The following is a 20591-nucleotide window of genomic DNA, read 5'->3' on the forward strand; positions in this document are numbered from 1 at the left end:
GTCGAACGGGCATTTTTGTATCTTTTATTTTCATTGAAACTGGTCTTATTATACACAGACAAGACGGTCAATCGAACGACAACAAAATTTCACACGATAGTTAGTACCACTTAACATGTTAGAGAAAGCCTCATCAGAGGATTGGACACTTTGGCCAATCAATGAGAATGACTGTAGCAAGTTTAATGCTAATTGCTACCTCTAAGTTTCAAAGGATTTTCAGCATTAGATAACCGGGTATAGCATTATACACCTTCAAAAAAGTAGAGGAGGGTTCTAAAGATGAATCGAAATGTTGATATCGAGAGAAAAAGTGTGTAGAAAAGAAAAATGATGTAAGCAAAGTAGCCTCTACCTTATCAAATATGCTTTCTACTTAATCATGCTCATAGTTCTATTATGGTTTTTAGTCAACCATGTCTTCCCATTATTTTAGTAAATTGATAAAAACCGTTCGAATTGACGAACGGTTTTTATCTTCGGTGTCTTAGTTAGCAGCCATTTTAGGATAGAGTAAAAGCTACTACTATTAACTGAGACATTTATCTTCTACAACATAGCTTTCATTTCATGTTTATCTCTATATCTAAAACTCAATCTTTTCTAAGTACAGCCCACCTGCATCAGCCAGACGACCTGTTTGTATTCGTTCTTTTGCATGTAAGATACTTGGTATCATTTCAGCCTCTATTTCACCTAACCCAACTTCTATCAATGTTCCGACCATCTTTCTAACCATATTATAAAGAAATCCATTGCCCCTCACTCTAATTTGAATGAAGCCATCATTTTCTTCTATATCAATAGAATGTATGTTACGCACCATTGACTTTTTCTTAGACTTGGCATTTGAAAACGCTGTGAAGTCATGTTCGCCTGTAAAATATTGACTAGCTTGTTTCATTTTTGCGATATCTAGCTTCTTCTCAACATGCATGCTGTACTTTCGCATGAAAGGATTTGTATAATCTTCGTTCCAAATCTTATACAAATACGTTTTATCCCCTGCATTATACCGAGCATGAAAACGTTCAGGAATGGTCGTAACCTTGGAAATGCTAATATCTTGCGGTAAATATCGATTCAAATAAGTCTTAATTTCGGACTCATCCAAATCCGTACTGGTCTTAAAATTCGCTATTTGAGCAAGTGCATGTACACCCGCATCTGTTCGGCTGCATCCAATAATTTCTACTTTTTTTCCTACCATCTCCGTTAACACGTTTTCAATTTTCCCTTGGATCGTATTTTCATTATTTCCAAGTCGTTGCCAACCCTTATAGCGTCCACCATCATATTGGATGGTTAATTTATAATTGTTCATCATTTTCTCCTTTTATGACTCGATCGTTTTCTAATCAGAAACATCCTGACAACATTACAATATCCACGTTTTTATATATTTAAGCCCGTTTTTTTCGGTGTTTCCCTTTAACAGCCAATCCCACCCACGTTTATGGAATACTAGTGATTTGCTAAATATTTAAGATTTCCCTAATTTCTTGTTCAGTTAATGTTGATATTGCTTGGTCTCCTGGTTCGACGACTGTTTCGATTAGTTCTTTTTTATTTTGTTGAAGCTCATAAATTTTTTCTTCAATCGTACCTTGTGTGATTAACCTGATAACTTGTACGACATTTTTTTGGCCAATGCGGTGGGCTCTTCCTGCTGCTTGCTCCTCAACTGCTGGATTCCACCAAAGATCATATAGGATGACCGTATCCGCGCCCGTTAGGTTGAGTCCTGTATTTCCTGCTTTTAAAGAAATTAGAAAGATATCAACATCCCCTTGATTAAACTGATCAACCATTTTAACCCGTTCTTTAGGTGCTGTTTGACCGTCTAAATAAAAGAAATTCAAACCAGAATTGGTTAACTGATCACGAATAATCGAAAGCATACTCGTAAATTGTGAAAAAATCAACATCCGTCTGCCATTCTCTACAGCATTACTGACAATATCTAGTAATTGCTGAAGCTTTCCTGAATCCCCTTTGTAATCTTCTAAAAACAAGGAAGGATGGCAGCATAATTGGCGAAGTCTTGTCAAACCAGTCAAAATTTTCATACGGCTTTTTTGAAAGCCTTCCCCTTGAATTGATTCTTTGGTTTCCTTTTGGATTTTTTCCAGATACGCCAAGTACAGCTCTTTTTGCTGCTTCGTAAGCTCAGAATAGTTGACCGTCTCAATTTTGTCAGGTAGTTCCTTTAATACGTCCTTCTTCACCCTACGCAATAAAAACGGGCGAATCATTCTTGCCACCTTTTCTGTCTCAAGCTGGCGAAATGCCTTCTGATTAGGGAAGAAGTCTGGCATTACCGTTTGGAAAATGGACCAAAGCTCATCAATTGAATTTTCTATCGGTGTCCCGCTAAGTGCAAAACGTGATTCTGCTTGAATATCTCTTGTCGCCTTAGCAGTTTTTGTTGCATGATTGTTAATCACCTGAGCTTCATCTAAAATAAGCGTACTAAATTGAAGCTGATTATAGGAATAAATATCCTGTCTTAATGTCGGATACGATGTAATCCAAACATCCGGCAACATATCACTTTGCAACCTTTCAATCCGTTCTTGCGGCTTCCCAATTATTACTTCAGCTGTTAATGTTGGAGCGAACTTTTGAAATTCATTTTTCCAGTTATAGACGAGTGATGCAGGCGCTACAATCAACGCTGGCTTAGCGTCTTTGTTCACATTTCTATCTGATAAAATAAATGCAATACCTTGCAAGGTTTTCCCAAGACCCATATCATCTGCCAGAATGCCTCCGAGACGGTAATGCTTTAGTGTTTTCAGCCATTGGAAGCCGTAGCTTTGATAGTCTCTTAATTCAGCCTGTAGCAAATCAGGCAAGTCACAATCAAGCTCTTCAGGGTTTTTTAAACGATTTAACAGCCGGCGAAATTGCTTTCCATACTTAGCATAACTTCCTTTTTCCTTATCAACCATTTCATCAAGCTGTATCCCTCTATACATCGGAAGCTGTATCACTTCCTTTTGCAGTTGCTTTTGATTAATTTTTAACTCTTCAACCATGTTCTGAATGGTTTGAAATTCTTCAGATTCAAGTGAAACGAACGCACCGCTTGGAAGTCGGTAATATTTTTTCTTTTCAACAACAGATTGCAGAATATTCCTGATCTCTTCCTGCTCAATTCCTGCCATATCAAAGCTTACCTCCAGCCAATTGCCCGAAGAATCTACATCGATATTAGTAACTGGTGCGTGCCTGTCTGGTAAAACTAATGACTTAACGGAATTGGTCAAGAGAATTTCCGCTTTATTCTCAAGGCGCGGGAGAATTTCATATAAAAAATCGAAAATATCTTCTTCACCTTCTACATAAAGTAGTTTTCCATTGAACCTTAAGGAAGTAGATTCGACCACATCCATTATTGACTGTTCTTTCTCTGCATCCCTCATTAAAATAGGACCGCCTTTATCCTGAGCCGTTTGTTCAAATGGATTTATCTTATCTTCACCGTAATGGAATTCCAATGAAGCATGAAGTAGATCATCAATACTGTCGACATATAACTTTGCTTGCAGAGGAAATTTCACAATTTTGTTTGAAACACTTTCAGTAATTTCCACTTTACCGATCTTGTCAATTTTCGGCACAACTTGAGAGATAAACGGTTCAATTTGGTCATTAGTAATTGGCAGTAAAGGGCTATTGGACTTGTCAATTAATTTCTTCAGTTCCTTAATAAGTAATTGCTGTTCATCTGATATTTTATAAAAATTATTATTTAAAATGATATATCCGTATAAGTCCAAATATTTAAAAGTAAGCAGCTCTGTTAAATCCAATTGAAATTCATCTACTCTTCCTTTATCTAATTGAATAGAAAAGGGCAGTTCAGATTGATAGATGTTGATTTGATTAAAAGCTTCACCACCAACCTCCAAGCGAATCGATCTGTTTTCAAGCTTTGTCAGAAGCTCATCCGTAATCATCGGGGGGATACTAAGCGCTCGTTCATCCGATGATCCTGAGCTTCGATAAAAACTAGCTTGGAGTTCCTGGTAGATTTCCCCGTATTTTATTGCATCCTGCAAAAGATTAATAACCTCTTGATCTTCCTCCGTAAACTCTTGTTCTGTTGGATCATAGGTGAAGTTTTTTGTGAAAGGATACTGCACCTGATTTTTAATTACCTTGAGAAATTCCTTTATATTCTTCACAACATAGGTTCGCTTTTGGCCTACCTTCATTTCCAATGATAAAAATTGTTTTGATGAGTAATACGTCTTATTTAATTTAATAATCCATTCTACTAGTAAAGGAGACTTTATGATCCCTGTATCCTGTTCCATTCTCCCATGCGAAAAACTAGAAATGGTTTGAATAAACTGATTAGTAAGCTGCTTTACATAGATGGCTTGTCTTTCTTCCCTTTGTCTTTCTAGTTCCTGTTGACGCAGTTGAAAATTGTCCTGATGTTTTCGTTTCCTATCAAGTAAACTTTGGTTATGAATTTGAGAAGAACTTGTTATAATCGTTCTCCCTTGGTTACTTTCATAAATTTTCAGCATTACCGCTGCAATATGTTTGCAGGGTTCCCAGTATTGATCATATGCAGGACAGTTACATTTTGAAGAAATACCAATCTCATCTTCCTCAATTGTTACATGATAGGACTTTGACCCTCTTACTTTTGCTGCCCAAATATTTCTCACGGGATCATGATATAAATCACTAACACGACCTTCACGATAGTAACCAAGCCCACGACGGTAGACAGCATTCGTAAATATATCTTTTATGTCATCCTTTGTTAATTGATCGATCATAAGGTTACCTCCACTTAAACGTTAAAGGAAATACTATTCATACTTTCCAATTATCTATTATTTTAGACTGTTATACTAGATTTGTAATCAAAGTAATTTAACAATGATTGAAGATAGTTCGACAATATGAACAACTACATCATATTTACTTTTATCTCCGTTAAAATAAAAAAGCCCCTTGAGAGGGACTTGTATTTCTGCATTTTCCTTTGTATCTAATTTGTAAAGCATGTATGGTTCCATTAAACTTGAAAAAATAGTCATACGGGGGTGGAGAATTGAATCTGGGTGTTGAAATATCAATTGAGTTTGCTTTCGTAAAGGGCGCATTTGTTTTTCATTATAGTTCGTAATCTCTTCACCTTGGTAAAAAATTTCCCCTTCATCGATGGGTATCAATTTCAGTAACAGTCGAGACAATGTTGATTTTCCACATCCACTTTCACCAACAATTCCTAATGTCTCACCTTCCTCTACTTTAAAACTAACTTTATCTACTGCCTTATGCTTTTTTAAACCTAGAAAATCGCCACTTTTAAATCATGAGTAATTAATAGTAAGCCAACTCCAGTATCACTAACAATGTTTCGAAATAAAGAAACAACTTCACCTCGCAAAACTGCATCAAGACCTTTTGTAGGCTCATCAGCAATGATAAAATGTGGCTTTCCAGATAAACCGATAGCAGCTAACACACGTTGTTTCATTCCACCACTTATTTGAAATGGACATCTATTAACGATTTCCTTTGGTTGTGGCAACTTTAATTTAGAAAGTAGATTTATAATATATGAATGTTGCTCGTTTCTTTGATATTTATGGTGTAAATAAACAGAATCTTTAATTTGTGAACCGATTTTTAGCACTGGATTCAATGATGTAGTAGGGTTTTGCGGTATAAGGCCTATTTCTCTCCCTCTTATCCTACGAAATTGTCTCTCAGAAAATTCCAGCAAATCTTTATCTTTATAATATATATTTCCAGATACGTTTGCGTTTTGAGGAAGAAGACCTAAAATTGATAGACCTAAAATCGACTTTCCGCTCCCCGTTTCACCAATAATTCCTATAATTTTATTTTTCGTTACATTTAGTGATACACCATCGACCGCTTTTACTCTACCTTCTCTTGTTTGAAAGGAGACGTATACATTATCGATTTTAATAGCTTCTGACATATGTATCCCCTTTCTTATATATTTCTTCTTAGTGGTTCAGTCCGAACGTCAAAGTAATCACGTAATGCATTGCCAATGTAACAGCAATAATACACATTCCAGGCAAAAGAATTAAATGAGGATAACTTCGAAAATAAGGACGTGCATCATTAATCATGAAACCCCAATCAGGAGTTGACGGCTGCAAGCCTAATCCTAAAAAGCTTAATGCTGCTGGATAAAATCGTTCTGCCAATTCTGACAGTAAATAACACGATAATAGGACCAACCATATTAGGAATGATATAATGAATCATTATATACCGTTGCTGAGCACCTAATGAACGGATTCCTTCAATAATAAATAAAAAAAACTCATTCCCGAAAAGAGAAAGAGCATAGAACGGCAATGTATTAGTAACCATAAAATTATGATTTTATTATATATAATCCTGCCATCTCAATTTCTCACCTCCCCGAAGAAATGAAACTTTTTGGAAAAAAAGGCAGGTCTCCTGACTCGTGCTTCTTTTTACTCGGAGCCTTCCCACATAAGCACCGTTAAGCTACTTATACAGTGGTAACCTCATTTCATCCACACTTACAGTTGCGGGGACAGTTCTGGACTTTCACCAGATTCCCTATTTAGTCTAATTAGACACCTTAAATTCCTAAACGTATTAAATTTTTAAAACCTCGAAATTAGTAGAATTTAAACGATTTTTAAATAATTTGATGCTAGCTTAAAAGTCATAAAAATTCAACAATCTGGACCTAAACTAAAAAGGAACGTACTCTCATATGAGATATACGTTCCATATTATGGAATAAAAATGCAAAAAGACAACATATTCATTTGAAAATGATTTAAAATAAGATTGTAGTATTGAAGAGAAACAAGTGAAAAGCTATCATATGAAATCTCTTATTCTTTAATTCTGTGTAATAGTTAGACCCTCAATTTTTATTCCTTAAGTAACTAAATGCCCTGATTTATTTATTTTTGTAGTTAAATACCTTTCATTATAAGAATTTGTACTGCACCACACTGGGATACGCTCTTTGATTTTGATACCTTTACTCTCAAGCTGGCTCCTCTTATCAGGATTATTTGTAATAATGGATATAGGAAGTTTTCTTAAATGTTTCAAAACAATTGCAGCTTCATCATAAATACGTAAATCGTCTTCGAAGCCAAGAGCTAGATTTGCTTCTACTGTATCTAAACCATTTTCTTGCAATAAATAGGCCATAGCTTTGTTGAATAAGCCGATCCCTCTACCCTCTTGGTCAGCTAAGTAAAATATAGCTCCTGTACCTTTCTCCGTAATTATGCTTTTTGCTTCTTTAAATTGTTCACCGCAATCACAACGTTTACTCCCAAACACATCACCTGTATGACAAATACTATGAAAACGAACATTTGCATCTTCTGCATTAGAAAATTCACCATAAGTTAAAACCGAGGAATGTTGTTGGTGTGCTAATGGCACACTTTTAATCCTATCTAATAACTCCTTAACACTTTCAATATCATTTTCAATATTGATCCATGTAAACCAAGAAAAAGTATAAATCTTACCATGCACATCAAGCGGCATTTTTACAGGACCAATTAGTGCAATCTTTTTATTATCTTGTTTAATTAAGTTAATCTTTGATTCTAATAATCTAAACGTATTTACATCCATTTCTCTACATCCTTTACTCTATGAATTGAATTTCTACATAAACTTCTTTATAATTCAAATCGTAATAATTACGATTTATAACTCTTTATTATAACTCTTTTGAAATGTGGTGCAAAGAAATGAACTCTATTAATTTTAAACGACATCGACGTCTACGCTCATCTGGGACTATGCGGGATTTAGTTAGGGAGACAACATTAACAGTAGATGACCTCATTTATCCTCTATTCGTACATGAGGGTAAAGAAATAAAAAAAGAAGTTCCTTCCATGCCAGGTGTCTATCAACTATCATTGGACTATCTCGATGAAGAAATTGAAATAATAAAATTGCTAAATATCAAAGCAATTTTATTATTTGGAATTCCACAATATAAAGACCAACATGCTACCTCAGCTTATGATGAGAATGGAATTGTTCAACAAGCAATCAAAAAAATAAAAAGTATTGATAAAAACCTACTTGTCATAACCGATACTTGTATTTGTCATTATCAATCAGAAGGACATTGTGGAATTCCACAAAACGGAAAAATTCTAAATGACTTCTCCCTCGAAATTCATGCCAAAGTTGCATTATCTCAAGTAAAAGCAGGAGCAGATGTCGTTGCACCTTCTAGTATGATGGATGGATTTGTATCTGTAATTCGAAATACTTTGGATGAAAATGGTTATCATGATATTCCAATTATGTCCTATGGGGTAAAATATGCATCTAGTTTTTACGGACCATTTCGTGACGCAGCAAATAGTTCCCCTCAATTTGGTGATCGAAGAACGTATCAAATGGATCCCGCTAATCGACTTGAAGCCTTTCGAGAAGCTAAAGCTGATATTGAAGAAGGAGCAGACTTTTTAATTATTAAACCTGGAATTTCATATCTTGATATTCTACGTGATATGAGAAATACATTTCCCGTCCCCTTGATTGCCTATCAAGTAAGTGGAGAATATTCTATGATTAAAGCAGCGGCAGAAAAAGAATGGATTAACGAACAAGAAGTTGTTCTAGAAAGTATGCTGAGTATGAAGCGTGCAGGGGCTGATATGATGGTTACCTATTACGCAAAAGATATCGCTACATGGTTGAGTAGGCATGATCATGACAATAAACGAAAGTAGCAAGCAATTAAATTTTTTTGTAAACAAGGTGACTGTTATGAATTATTAACAGCAATTGACAATCGTTTAAGCTTATACTCACTAATCCTTATTACGTTGGTGACTTAGTACAAAATCGTTCAACTACAGTCAGTGTTACAAGTAAGAAAAGGAGACAAGATGAACAGGAAGATCAAATTATCGTTAAAGATACGTATGAAGCGATAATCTCACGCGATGTTTTTAATGCTGTCCAGCAGCAATTGAAAATTCGTACTAAGTTTATAACGGCACCAAAGAAGCATCTTTTTACAAATATTCTATTCTGCTCTGATTGCGGAAAAGGAATGTGGTACCGGAGCAACCGAAAGGATTATGTATGTGGCAATTATGCACGGCACGGTAAAAAGGCATGCAGTAGTCATTCGATTAAAGAAGATTTACTCAAAGATACTGTATTAACTGACATTCAAAAGTTAGTAAAAGAAATTTATCAAGAGCAATACGTTAAGCAGATAGAAGCTCAATCAAAGAAATCGAAGCAAAGCCTTCAAAAGCAACTCGATAAAGTCGAGAAGCAAGTCAATATAATAAAGGGTCGAAAAAGAAAATACATTACTATGTTAGCCGAAGAGATTATTACTCAAGAGGAATACCGCGAAATTGTTGAAGCTAATAATATTGAAATTAAAGCGTTAGTCGAGAAAAAGACCGATTTACTCACAGCAATGGCAAGTGAAAAAACAGTGGATAACATAGAGTTGTTAAAATAAGAATTACTTCAATTTCTAAACTTTGATGAGTTAACACCAGAAATTTTAAATCGTTTAATTAATCGTATTGAAGTAAAAGCTGGTGGAACTCCTATAATCCACTATCGTTTTTCAGCTCCAAAAATCAAATAAACACAGCAGAATCCCCTATTTCGGGGCTCCTGCTTCTTTTAAAACTATCTGCGAGACACACTCAACGTGTGTCGAATGCGGAAACATATCCACCGGCTGCACTTCCTTCGTCTTATACCCACCAGCCTCAAGGAACTTCAGATCTCTCGCTAATGTAGCTGGATTACAGGACACATATACAACCCGCTTTGGTTTCATTGATAAAATCGTCTCAAGTAACTGTTCATCACAGCCTTTACGAGGAGGGTCAACAACAATGACGTCTGCTCGTATTCCTTGTGCGTACCACCAAGGCATGACCTTTTCAGCCTCACCTACAGCAAAGTCTACATTAATAATACCATTTAATTTAGCATTACGTTTGGCGTCTGCGATCGCATCAGGGACGATCTCAACTCCATATACATGCTTCGCCCGCTCAGCAAGAAACAGAGAAATCGTGCCAATTCCACAATACGCATCAATCACTGTTTCTTGTCCCGTTAAGTTGGCATACTCAAGTGCTTGATCATACAAGACCTTTGTTTGATCTGGATTGACTTGATAAAACGAACGCGCTGAAATGGCAAACTTAATATCACCAATGTAATCATGGATATATTGCTCACCCCAGAGTATCTTTGTTTCATCACCAAAGATTACATTTGTCCGCTTGGAATTGATGTTTTGAACAATTGATTTTACATTCGGGATATTTGCGCGAATTTCTTCGATCAGATTCGCCTTATTCGGGAGTTCTTTCCCTCGCGTCACGAAAACAACCATCACTTCATTTGTCACTTTTCCTTTACGGGCTACGATATGGCGTAGTGTTCCGCGGTGCTTTTCTTCGTTATAAGCACGAATGCCGTATTTGTTGGCGATATTCTTGACGACACGGATGATTTGATCATTATCCTCATGTTGGATCAGACATTCATCCATGTTGATAATGCGATGGCTTCGTTCTTGATAGAAACCTGCAATCACAAGGCCTCCCTCTTCTCCAACTGGCACTTGTGCTTTATTGCGGTAACGCCAAGGATTGTCCATTCCGAGTGTTGGATGAACCGTGACATCCTTTAATCCACCGATTCTTTCAAGAACATCCTTCACTTGCTTTTGCTTTGACACGAGCTGTGCCTCATAACTGAGATGCTGAATTTGACATCCGCCACATTGATGGTAGATTGGACATGGCGGCTCGGCTCGATGTTCACTCGCTTCTTGAATCTCAAGCAAGCGTGCAAAGCCATAACCTTTATTTAATTTGACAACTTTAATGTCAACTACTTCCCCTGGTAATGCTTTTGGTACAAATAATGTATATCCATTTACTTTCGCTACTCCAGCTCCTTCATGGGTTAAATCTTCAATGGTTACTTGGAGCTCGTCATTTTTTTTCACTGGTATTGGCTGTTTCGTCATTAGTTTCCGTCCTTTTTCACTCTATTCATGCTCATTATTGTACCATACAGAAGGAATTCCTCGAAATTCAAAGCTGCGTAACCGCCTTATTGAATAACTAACCGATCAAATGGAATCGACCGTTTGTTATTTCGGAATTCTCCCGGAGATATCCCGACTACTTTCCAAAAAACTTTGTTAAAATAATTATCGTTTACGCACGGTGACTGGTTACCAACATATCGCTAAGCAAAGAGCGGAACCGCTGGCTTGTTTAAGTCAAACGACAAGTGGATAACAGTCGTTCGACGCGCAACGTGTGGAGCCATTGCCACCCTTGAGTAGGCTTTCCTACTTCATTGACCCCCACACAAAAAAAGGGTCTAACCTATATGCGGTCAGACCCTTCTCCATACTATTACACCATGATTTTGCACATATCATTTGTAAATTCAACTGGATCATGTATTGGCAATCCTTCAATTAAAAGGGCTTGATTGTACAATAAGTTTGTATAGAGAGTTAATTTGTCCTTATCGTGTTCAAACGCCTCTTTTAACGAGTTATACACATCATGATTGACATTGATTTCTAGAACCTTGTCTGCTTTGACATTTTGGTTATCAGGCATCGCTTGAAGGATTTTTTCCATTTCGATCGTCACTTCGCCCTCTGTTGTTAAACAAACAGGGTGTGATTTTAATCGTTTTGATACTCTTACATCCTTTACTTTTGCTGATAAAATGTCTTTCATATAGTCAAATAACTCTTTGTTGTCATTCTCTTGTGTCTCATCGTTTCCTTGATCGTCTGTTTCAATGCCAAGATCTCCACTCGATACTGATTTGAATTCTTTCTCTTTATAGTTTAAGACCATTTTGATCGCAAATTCGTCTACATCCTCAGTGAAATACAAGATTTCATATCCTTTGTCTGAGACAAGCTCTGTTTGCGGTAGCTTTTCAATACGTTCATACGATTCACCTGAAGCATAATAAATATATTTTTGGTCCTCAGGCATTCTTGATACGTATTCATCTAATGTTACTAGTTTCTTCTCCGTTGAAGAGTAGAACATCAATAAATCTTGCAATACGTCTTTATGACTACCAAAGTCACTATAAACTCCGTATTTTAACTGTCTGCCAAAGGAGTTGTAAAACTGCTCATACTTTTCTCGCTCATCTTTTAGTAAGCTTAGTAATTGACTCTTGATTTTATTTTTAATGTTTTTCGCGATTAGTTTTAATTGACGATCATGCTGCAACATCTCACGAGAAATATTTAGTGATAAATCTTCTGAATCAACCATCCCTTTCACAAAGCTGAAATAATCAGGAAGTAAGTCAGAGCACTTATCCATAATCAAGACACCGTTTGAATAAAGCTCTAAGCCTTTTTCAAATTCCTTTGAATAAAAGTCGAACGGAATATTTTCTGGTATAAACAAAATCGCGTTATATCGAACTGCCCCATCGACACTGATGTGAATATGTTTGAGAGGTTTGTCATATCCGTAATGTTTCTCAGAATAAAAATTCTCATAATCCTCAGCAGTTAATTCATTTTTATTTTTACGCCAGATCGGCACCATGCTATTAATCGTTTGCTCTTCTTCGTAATCTTCTAATTCATTTTCGCTGCCTTCTTTAGCACGCTGTCCCGTCACATCCATTTTGATTGGATAGCGGATGAAATCTGAATACTTCTTAATGATCGCTTTTAAGCGGTGTTCTTCTAAATACTCATCAAATGTATCATCTTCTGTGTTCTCTTTTATTTTGATGATGATCTCAGTACCAATAGATTCTTTCTCGTGCACGTCAATCGTGTATCCATCTGTCCCGTCCGATTCCCACTTGTAGGCTTCATCACTTCCTAAAGCCTTACTAATGACTGTAACTTCATCAGCCACCATAAAAGCAGAATAGAACCCAACTCCAAACTGGCCGATAATGTCATGCCCGTCTTTCAGTTCATTTTCTTTTTTAAACGCCAATGACCCACTCTTGGCAATGGTCCCAAGGTTGGTTTCAAGTTCTTCTTTTGTCATTCCAATTCCAGTATCAATTAGTTTCAAAATACGGTTGTCTTTGTCAGCCTCTACCTTAATATAGTAGCTGTCTTTCTCAAAATTCAACGAATCATCCGTTAATGCTTTGTAATAGAGTTTATCAATTGCATCACTTGCATTTGAAATTAACTCTCTTAAAAAAATCTCTTTTTGTGAGTAAATCGAGTTAATCATCATTTCTAATAATCTTTTTGATTCTGCTTTAAACTGTTTTTTTGACATTGAAATCTCCCCTTTCGTTTGAAACTACGCCCTTTTTTATTAGCGCAGTCAGTTTCGTAAATGAGATGTTCTATGTATTAGCACTCGAGCTTTCCGAGTGCTAATCCTACTACTTATTTTACATATACTGTTTTATGTGTCAATATCTTAGCGCGTATTTGCGAAACAAAAAGGATCAGACCACGACTAATGATGTGAGTTCTGACCCTTTTTAACAACTTCTTTAAGCATGTTGTAACACATTATTCTCAATTTGCTTCAGTTGATAGAAATAGCCTTTTGAATCCATAAGCTGATTAAATGAGCCTGATTCAACAATCTTTCCTTGATCCATAACAATGATATGATCCATTCTCTCTAATTCAGCAAGACGGTGGCTAATGAGGACAACCGTATCTTCTTTCGCCTTTTGAAACAGCAAATCATAGAGGTGTCGTTCCGTCCACGAGTCTACAGAAGAAGTAGGCTCATCAAGCAGCCATAAAGAAGAACCCTTTGCAATCGCTCGTGCCATCGCTAGTCTCTGCCGTTGACCACCTGACAAATTCTCTCCTTTTTCCATAACTTTATCTGATAGAGAAAATCTAGACAATTGAACGTCAACTAATAACTGCTGTAACTCATCATCTGTCCACGTGTCTGTTGATAATAAGAGATTGTCTTGAATCGTCCCGAAGAAAAAGTGATTCTCTTGAAGAACCACGTTCGCCTTTTGCCAGAGGCTTTCTTGGTCAAAATCTTTAACCGGTACCCCGCCCAAGTAGATTTCCCCTTCACTAGAAGGGTACAGGTTCAAAATGAGCTGCAACAAAGTTGATTTACCAGATCCGCTCGGTCCAACAATTGCGGTCTTTGAACCAGCAGGCAAATACAGACTCACATCATTCAATGCTTTGCGATGCTCACCAGCAAAGGTTAAGCTAACATGTTTTAGTTCAATAGACGGGACTTTTTCACATGATTTGTTCTCTTTTTTAGCGATGGTTTCCGTTTTTTTCTCTTTTTCAACTACTGAATACAGTCGTTTTGCTGCTCTTTCACTGTCTTCATAGTAGATTGGAAAAGCAGCCATCGGGGTTGAGTGTTCAAACACAGTCAAACTCATCATGACAAGCATCGCTAAGAAAACACCATCTAGCTGATCACTTGCCACAAGATAGGCTCCTGTTACGAGTACTGCCCATGTAATAAAGAGCGAGATAGCCATATTAACAGACTGATTGGCAATGGACCGGGTCCCATCTTGTTCCTGCTCTTTAATATAAGCAACAGAAGCAACTACCAATTGTCGCTCTTTCTCTTTTAGCTTTTGGTGAATCTTCAATTCTCGAAACCCTTGAAACCACTCTGTCACTTCTGTTGATACGTGCGCCCGTTTTTCACGAAGTTTACTACCTAGTTTTTTCTGCTTGTTAGCAAACCAAGCGGGAATAACGAAGCCAGTTAGAAACAAACCGACCGTTAGCAAGATCACGATCGAAATCGAGTAAAAACTGACAAAGAAGATCGTACTGACAAATATCGTAACCATAATAATTGGTGGATACACAACACGCAGGAAAAAGTTCTGAAGACTTTCCACATCTCCGACAATTCGAGCTAGAAGATCTCCACTTCGATAGGTTTGAAATAAACTACGCTCTTTTGACTCAAGCTTTTCATAGAAGTAAACGCGTAAATCACTTAGCATCGTAAAGGTTGCCCGGTGAGAATAGTAGCGTTCAGCATAACGACTGCCTGCACGCAAGAAGCTACTTATTTTCACAACAGCAACCATTGTGATCAACACATAAAGCGGAGGTTCGAGTGCAGCTCTGGAAATTAAATACCCGTTCGCAGCAAACAAACCGACCGCCGTCATTCCAGCAATATATCCAAAAACAATCGACAAGATGACATCTTTCTTCTTTTTCATAATAAAACCGGTGATGGTAAGCAGTTCTTTCATCTCTTTTCCTCCTCCCTTTGTGTAGAGAACAGTTCCTGATATGAAGAAATTGATGTCTTTAACTGCTCATGTGTGCCTTGTGCACGTAACGTTCCTTCTTCAAGAAAAAGAATATGGTTTGCATCCTTAATCGTTTGCAACCTATGAGCAACGGTAATGATTGTTGACGTTTTGGAAAGTTCTTGAATGGATTGTTGAAGCAACTGCTCTGTGTAGAGATCAAGCCCTGATGTTGGTTCATCAAATAACACAACCGAAGGATTCTTTAGAAAAGCCCTGGCGAGTGCGACCCGCTGTTTCTCTCCACCTGACAGGCCTCTTCCCCCTTCTCCAATAACAGTGTCAAACCCATGAGGCAAAGACTGCACCATATTAGCAATGCCCGCTTTGCCAGCAGCTTTACGAATCTCATCCTTCGTTGCAGAAACACCAAGAGCCATATTCTCCTCAATCGTCCCTGCAAATATATAAGGGTGTTGCGTAATATAGCTGATGTGACCAAACCATTCCTCCTCCAGATAATCAGAACGCTTGCGGCCATCTACTAGAACTTCTCCGGATTCAAGGTGTAATAGACCTGCTAGCACATGTAGCAATGTCGTTTTGCCAGAACCACTCTTACCAACAATCGCAACTTGACCGTACGGAGGAATGGAAGCTTGAATGTCTTTCAAAGTAAATTCGGCTGAATCATATTGAAACTGAAGATTTTTCAATTCGATTGACCGAGGAACATTGGGCATCTTCTCGCTCCCCCACCTTGTTGAAACTTCTCCCTTTTCAAGTTCTTTCTCAATTTTCACCGCTGCTCCCATACTACTTCTCCCAGCATGAAACGCACTACCTAGCTCTTTAAGCGAAGTGAAAAATTCAGGAACTAGTAACAGAATGAAGAAAGCGGTGAAAAAGGAAATTTGATTGAATACAATAAGTCTGAGACTAAGCTCCAACGCAACAAGTCCTATACTAAGCATCGAGATAAACTCTAGCATTAATGAAGATGTGAAGGCCACTTTTAATATCGTCATCGTCGTATCGCGAAAATCTAAGCTACTCCGCTTAATGACGTCTTTGTACTGTTTGGATTTCCCATACAACTTCAAACTCACTAGTCCTTGAAGCGTATCAAGAAACCGTCCAGAAAAAGCTGCCAAACTATCAAGCTGTGCCTCTGACTTACGCTGCGTTAAACCCCCAATGATCGCCATAAATAGTGGGATAAATGGGGCAGTTACTAAAATGATGAGACCCGAATACAGATGCTGACTAAACACAACTACTAAGATGATAAGTGGCACAATTGATGACAGAATCCGTTGCGGGACATATTTACTGAAATAACTATCAAGCTCATCAACCGCATCCATCATCACACTGACTTTCTGACCCGATTGCCCCTTATAGGATCCGGTTAAAGATTGACTAGAAAAAGATCCTAGTAATCTTTTTCGGTAGTCCGCTTTGACATTCGTAGCCATTGTTACACCGATTTTCCCGTTCCAATAGGATAGAACTGCTCTAGCTAAGAGCACCCCCAATAATCCGATTAACATTGGTAAAACTTGATCAAACGTTTGTTTAGTTAGAAAAAGATCATCAACAATCGAAACGATCATATACGCTTGCAAAATGACTAAAATCCCTAAGACAAATGCCAACAGAAACAGCGTATAATACCGACTCTTTTGTGCAGATGCCAGCTTCTGAAGTGACTTCATCGGTTAATCCTCATACTTCGTGTTTTTAGCAGCCACGAAAAAGGAAAGAACCATTGCTAGCACGACAACAAGGAGCGGTGCATAAAACAACAGAAAATTGTGCATGTTTAGCTCCCTCCCTATACTTTGCCTTTTTGAATGTAAGGTTTGTTCATAATAAACAGCTTAAACACTAAATACAACGATGGAATAAGTAATAAAAGCCCCAAGATAAACACGGTAATAAGCGCGTAAGCCATCGTTTCATTTGTGAAACCATCATAAATCGTTAAATATGGATACAATAGATATGGATAACGTGAGATCCCGTAACTATAAAATGCGAGTGCAAATTGTAAGACAACGAAGATAAATGACCAGCCATAGTGACCTTTTTTCAAATACCACAAACTTGTGATAAAGCATAAAAACGATAGTGCAAATAGCCACCAAAGGGATAGCAACCCTTCATAATGAGATGGATTATGCCACTTCATCTCAATAATAATTCCTAGTGCTGTCACAATCGTCGGAAAGCTCCAAATCCATGTGTATCTTCGAAATAAATTTAATGCCTTAGCATCTTTGGCAACAGAAGAATAGTAAGCTAAGAAACTTGCTGAGATAAATAAAACACTTACTAAACTAAGCAAAACAATCGACCAGGCAAACGGACTCGTAAACAGCGCAACATAATCTAGTTCAATGCCGCCCACTACTGTCTCACGAATAAATCCACCCTGAGACACAATTAAAGCAGTAGATAGCGAAGCTGGAATGAGTACGCCTGTTACTCCATACATCAACGTATAGCCAACATGCCCCTTCGTCCCATACGTGCCAAAAGCATAATAACTTCCCCGTAGCGCTAGTAAAATAATCGAAATACTAATCGGAATTAATAATACCGTACCAAAATAGTACGCGGTACTAGGAAAAAAACCAATCATACCGACAAAAAAGAATACTAAGAACACATTCGTAATTTCCCATACAGGAGACAAATAACGCTGAATGATTGTGTTTACGATATGATGCTTTCTAGTCAAAATCGTAGAGGCATTAAAAAATCCAGCTCCAAAATCAATCGACGCAACAATGACATAGCCAAACAGGAATAACCACAATACCGATATCCCGATAAATTCAATCGTCATTTCGCAACACTCCTTTGTTCGATCGACATTTCCTCCAGCTCACGCTCAACTGGATTCCTTCTGAACATACGCGTCAATACAACGGCTGTTCCAATTAATAAGATGATATACAACAACGCAAAGGCAATGAACATAATACCGACATAAGGCGAATCAGTTGCACCTTCAACTGTTGTCATAAACCCACGCATAATCCACGGTTGACGTCCCATCTCTGCAAACCACCAACCGGCTTCAATCGCAATCATTGCTAAAGGACCTGAAAGGACAAGCATGAAACGAAAAGGACGTGTTTTGATAAATCCCCAATTACGTGTAAGGGCAATCCAATAGACTAAAGAAAGCACGGTTAGCCCAATCCCAATTGAAACCATAATGTCAAAGAAGTAATGAATCTCATAAGGTGGGTGTAGTTCTTCAGGTATGTCATTTAATCCGGTCACAACTCCAAACGGGTTGCTGTGTACGAGAATACTAAGCGCATATGGAATTTTAATTGCATACTTCACTTCATTCGTTTCTGTTAACACACCATAAAGAACTAGCGGCGCTTCTCCTTCTGTTTCAAAATGCCATTCAGCTGCTGCTAGCTTTTCAGGTTGATATTCTGCAAGATATTTACCTGACAAATCACCAACAAGCGCTGTCGCAATCGAGAAAATAAGCGCAACCTTCATCGTTAACGCAAGTGCCTTACGGTGATACTCATGGCGGTTTCCTTTCATTAAATGAAAAGCCGCAATCGATGCAAGAATAAAAGCAGTAGTCATATAAGCAGATGATAAGACATGGGCCACCTTCGTAGGCATAGCCGGGTTAAACATTGCAAGTAAAGGCTGAATATTCGTTAGCTGTCCATCAACTAACGAAAAGCCTTGCGGTGCATTCATAAAGGCATTAACAGACGTTATAAATAGAGCAGACATCGCTGACCCTAAAACAACCGGAGCTAGCAAGTAAAAATGAGTCTTCGGATTTTTGAACCGATCCCATGTATATAAGTATATTCCAAGGAATATCGCTTCAAAGAAAAATGCAAAAGTCTCCATAAATAGCGGTAGCGCAACAAGCTGACCTGCAAACTCCATAAACCGCGGCCATAGAAGAGCCAATTGCAAAGCAATGGCTGTACCTGTTACGACCCCAACAGCCACACTAATGACATATCCACGTGCCCAACGTTTTGCAAGTAAAAGATAATGTTCATCATTTCTTTTTAATCCGAGCCAATGGGCAATCGTTATTAATATAGGAACACCGACACCAACTGTTGCAAAAATCACATGGACAGATAATGTCAACATCGTTAAATAGCGACTAAATTCAACTGATTCCATCTTTCTCCCCCTCTTCATTCGTTTCTTTTTGGAGTTATAGATATTGTATATGCGAAATGTATGTGAAGCACATCACAAATTAAACGATTTTGTTACAAAAGAGTGAGAATTTAATGACAGTACATATTTATTGCAATCATTTTACTTTCAAGCATTCATGAAAAAGGGATCTTACAACAAAAAAAGCAGAAGGTCTCCTCCCACTTTTAATAAACGAATTTTATTTCTATTCGGTAAAATACTCATCCGCACCCCGTATTTAGTTTTATCGATATAAAACCTGGTTCACCATTTAAGACAATTTAGGAATAGAAGATACATTTGGTGCAATCTTTAAGAATAACCGCAAATTTTCTCGATGGTCCAACTTGCCAATATAAGCATTCGTCATGTTTTGTAGTCTGCTTTTAACTGGTTTCGGATTCCCCATCAAATACAAGGAAAGTTCAAGCAAATGTACTCCTATATCAATAAGTGGACCGCCTCCGGATTCTGCTTTTTGTGTAAACCACGTTCCTTATCCAGAAATGCCCTTGTTACGAAACCAACTTGCTTTTGCATACTATATGATACCGAGTTCTCCTCTTCCCACTTGGTCTTTTACCTGATCACTAAGGACTCCTAGTGCATTTTATGTGGATCTTGACCAATTTGCGTGTCTCTATTTGAGTGATCAGAATTTCTTTAGCATCGCTTTTATTTATCACTATCGGCTTTTCTAATAGAACATATTTCCCTGCATTCTATTGCAATAGGAGCATGGTATTTATTTGGAACACCAATAAATACCGCATCTAGCTCTTGGTCACTTATTAAGTCATCGGCATTCGCTTGAACAGTAGATATGTGATATTTCTCAGAATGTTTTTTGAGTGGTAAATAAAAATCGATAATTGCCCTAATTTAAACATCATCATTTTCAATCCATACCAATATCAGTCACACTTACGGAAGTTTTTCAAGTCCCTTAATATAGTATGCTAATTGACTTCGTCCACAACGGATTAAAGATCACCAAGCTATAGCAATACTTATCTTTTAATTACTTACCACATTAAAGCGATTACATTAATATTTGGATAATATTATCAATTTTTTGTATTTCACACGTAAGG

At 37.5% G+C, this 20591-nt stretch carries 14 protein-coding genes, 2 pseudogenes and 1 riboswitch; of the genes and pseudogenes, 2 read left to right on the forward strand and 14 right to left on the reverse strand.

The genetic code is table 11. The features are described 5' to 3' along the window. Positions 1–586: 586 nt before the first annotated feature. The 6 genes and pseudogenes from truA to SAZ04_RS04625 form a co-directional block, all read right to left on the reverse strand. A complete protein-coding gene (gene truA / locus SAZ04_RS04605; RefSeq protein ID WP_332691949.1) occupies positions 587–1324 on the reverse strand; it encodes a tRNA pseudouridine(38-40) synthase TruA in 738 nt (245 codons plus the stop codon). Between the two features lie 151 nt (positions 1325–1475). Then, entirely contained in the window at positions 1476–4802 is a 3327-nt protein-coding gene (locus SAZ04_RS04610; protein ID WP_332691743.1) for a DEAD/DEAH box helicase, read from the reverse strand. An 87-nt stretch (positions 4803–4889) separates the two neighbouring features. Next, positions 4890–5285 (reverse strand): annotated as a pseudogene (locus tag SAZ04_RS23340) (ATP-binding cassette domain-containing protein); the annotation flags it as partial. A 35-nt stretch (positions 5286–5320) separates the two neighbouring features. Next, positions 5321–5980 carry an ABC transporter ATP-binding protein gene (locus SAZ04_RS04615; RefSeq protein WP_332691746.1) on the reverse strand — a complete coding sequence of 220 codons (660 nt, stop codon included), beginning with the start codon at positions 5978–5980 and terminating at the stop codon, positions 5321–5323. A gap of 28 nt (positions 5981–6008) precedes the next feature. After that, positions 6009–6215: a hypothetical protein gene (locus SAZ04_RS04620; protein WP_332691749.1), complete on the reverse strand. Its 207-nt coding sequence runs from the start codon at positions 6213–6215 to the stop codon at positions 6009–6011. A gap of 232 nt (positions 6216–6447) precedes the next feature. Continuing rightward, positions 6448–6640: riboswitch (cobalamin riboswitch) on the reverse strand. Between the two features lie 290 nt (positions 6641–6930). Then, the gene (locus SAZ04_RS04625) at positions 6931–7650 is read right to left on the reverse strand and encodes a GTP cyclohydrolase II (protein WP_332691752.1); all 720 of its coding nucleotides are present in this window, start codon (positions 7648–7650) and stop codon (positions 6931–6933) included. 119 nt (positions 7651–7769) lie between these two features. Between SAZ04_RS04625 and hemB the strand changes: the two genes are divergently transcribed. Together hemB and SAZ04_RS04635 are read left to right on the forward strand one after the other, a co-directional pair. Then, complete coding sequence (hemB, locus tag SAZ04_RS04630; protein ID WP_332691754.1) at positions 7770–8771, forward strand: porphobilinogen synthase; 1002 nt, start codon at positions 7770–7772, stop codon at positions 8769–8771. A gap of 74 nt (positions 8772–8845) precedes the next feature. Next, positions 8846–9523, forward strand: a complete 678-nt coding sequence (locus tag SAZ04_RS04635; RefSeq protein ID WP_332691953.1) for a recombinase zinc beta ribbon domain-containing protein — start codon at positions 8846–8848, stop codon at positions 9521–9523. Positions 9524–9670: 147 nt separating this feature from the next. On the opposite strand, the gene rlmD is transcribed toward SAZ04_RS04635, so the two are convergent. The 8 genes and pseudogenes from rlmD to SAZ04_RS04675 all read right to left on the reverse strand — a co-directional run. Further along, on the reverse strand, positions 9671–11062 hold the full coding sequence (rlmD, locus tag SAZ04_RS04645; protein WP_332691756.1) for a 23S rRNA (uracil(1939)-C(5))-methyltransferase RlmD: 1392 nt from the start codon (positions 11060–11062) through the stop codon (positions 9671–9673). Positions 11063–11459: 397 nt separating this feature from the next. Beyond that, the gene (htpG, locus tag SAZ04_RS04650; protein ID WP_332691758.1) at positions 11460–13337 is read right to left on the reverse strand and encodes a molecular chaperone HtpG; all 1878 of its coding nucleotides are present in this window, start codon (positions 13335–13337) and stop codon (positions 11460–11462) included. Positions 13338–13560: 223 nt separating this feature from the next. Then, positions 13561–15285 (reverse strand): thiol reductant ABC exporter subunit CydC, encoded by a 1725-nt coding sequence (gene cydC / locus SAZ04_RS04655; RefSeq protein WP_332691760.1) that lies wholly within the window; start codon positions 15283–15285, stop codon positions 13561–13563. Beyond that, positions 15282–17003, reverse strand: coding sequence for a thiol reductant ABC exporter subunit CydD (gene cydD / locus SAZ04_RS04660; RefSeq protein WP_332691762.1), 1722 nt, complete (start codon positions 17001–17003; stop codon positions 15282–15284). Before cydD ends, cydC begins: the two co-directional genes overlap by 4 nt. Before the next feature lie 3 nt (positions 17004–17006). After that, on the reverse strand, positions 17007–17108 hold the full coding sequence (gene cydS, locus SAZ04_RS23345; RefSeq protein ID WP_431308958.1) for a cytochrome bd oxidase small subunit CydS family protein: 102 nt from the start codon (positions 17106–17108) through the stop codon (positions 17007–17009). A 14-nt stretch (positions 17109–17122) separates the two neighbouring features. Beyond that, the gene (locus tag SAZ04_RS04665; RefSeq protein ID WP_332691765.1) at positions 17123–18139 is read right to left on the reverse strand and encodes a cytochrome d ubiquinol oxidase subunit II; all 1017 of its coding nucleotides are present in this window, start codon (positions 18137–18139) and stop codon (positions 17123–17125) included. Continuing rightward, positions 18136–19476 carry a cytochrome ubiquinol oxidase subunit I gene (locus tag SAZ04_RS04670; RefSeq protein WP_332691768.1) on the reverse strand — a complete coding sequence of 447 codons (1341 nt, stop codon included), beginning with the start codon at positions 19474–19476 and terminating at the stop codon, positions 18136–18138. The genes SAZ04_RS04665 and SAZ04_RS04670 overlap by 4 nt, the downstream gene beginning before the upstream one ends. A 292-nt stretch (positions 19477–19768) precedes the next feature. Next, positions 19769–19978 (reverse strand): annotated as a pseudogene (locus SAZ04_RS04675) (Gfo/Idh/MocA family protein); the annotation flags it as partial. Between the last annotated feature and the right edge of the window lie 613 nt (positions 19979–20591).

The organism is Halalkalibacter lacteus, assembly GCF_036663595.1.
Lineage (GTDB): Bacteria > Bacillota > Bacilli > Bacillales > Bacillaceae_D > Halalkalibacter > Halalkalibacter lacteus.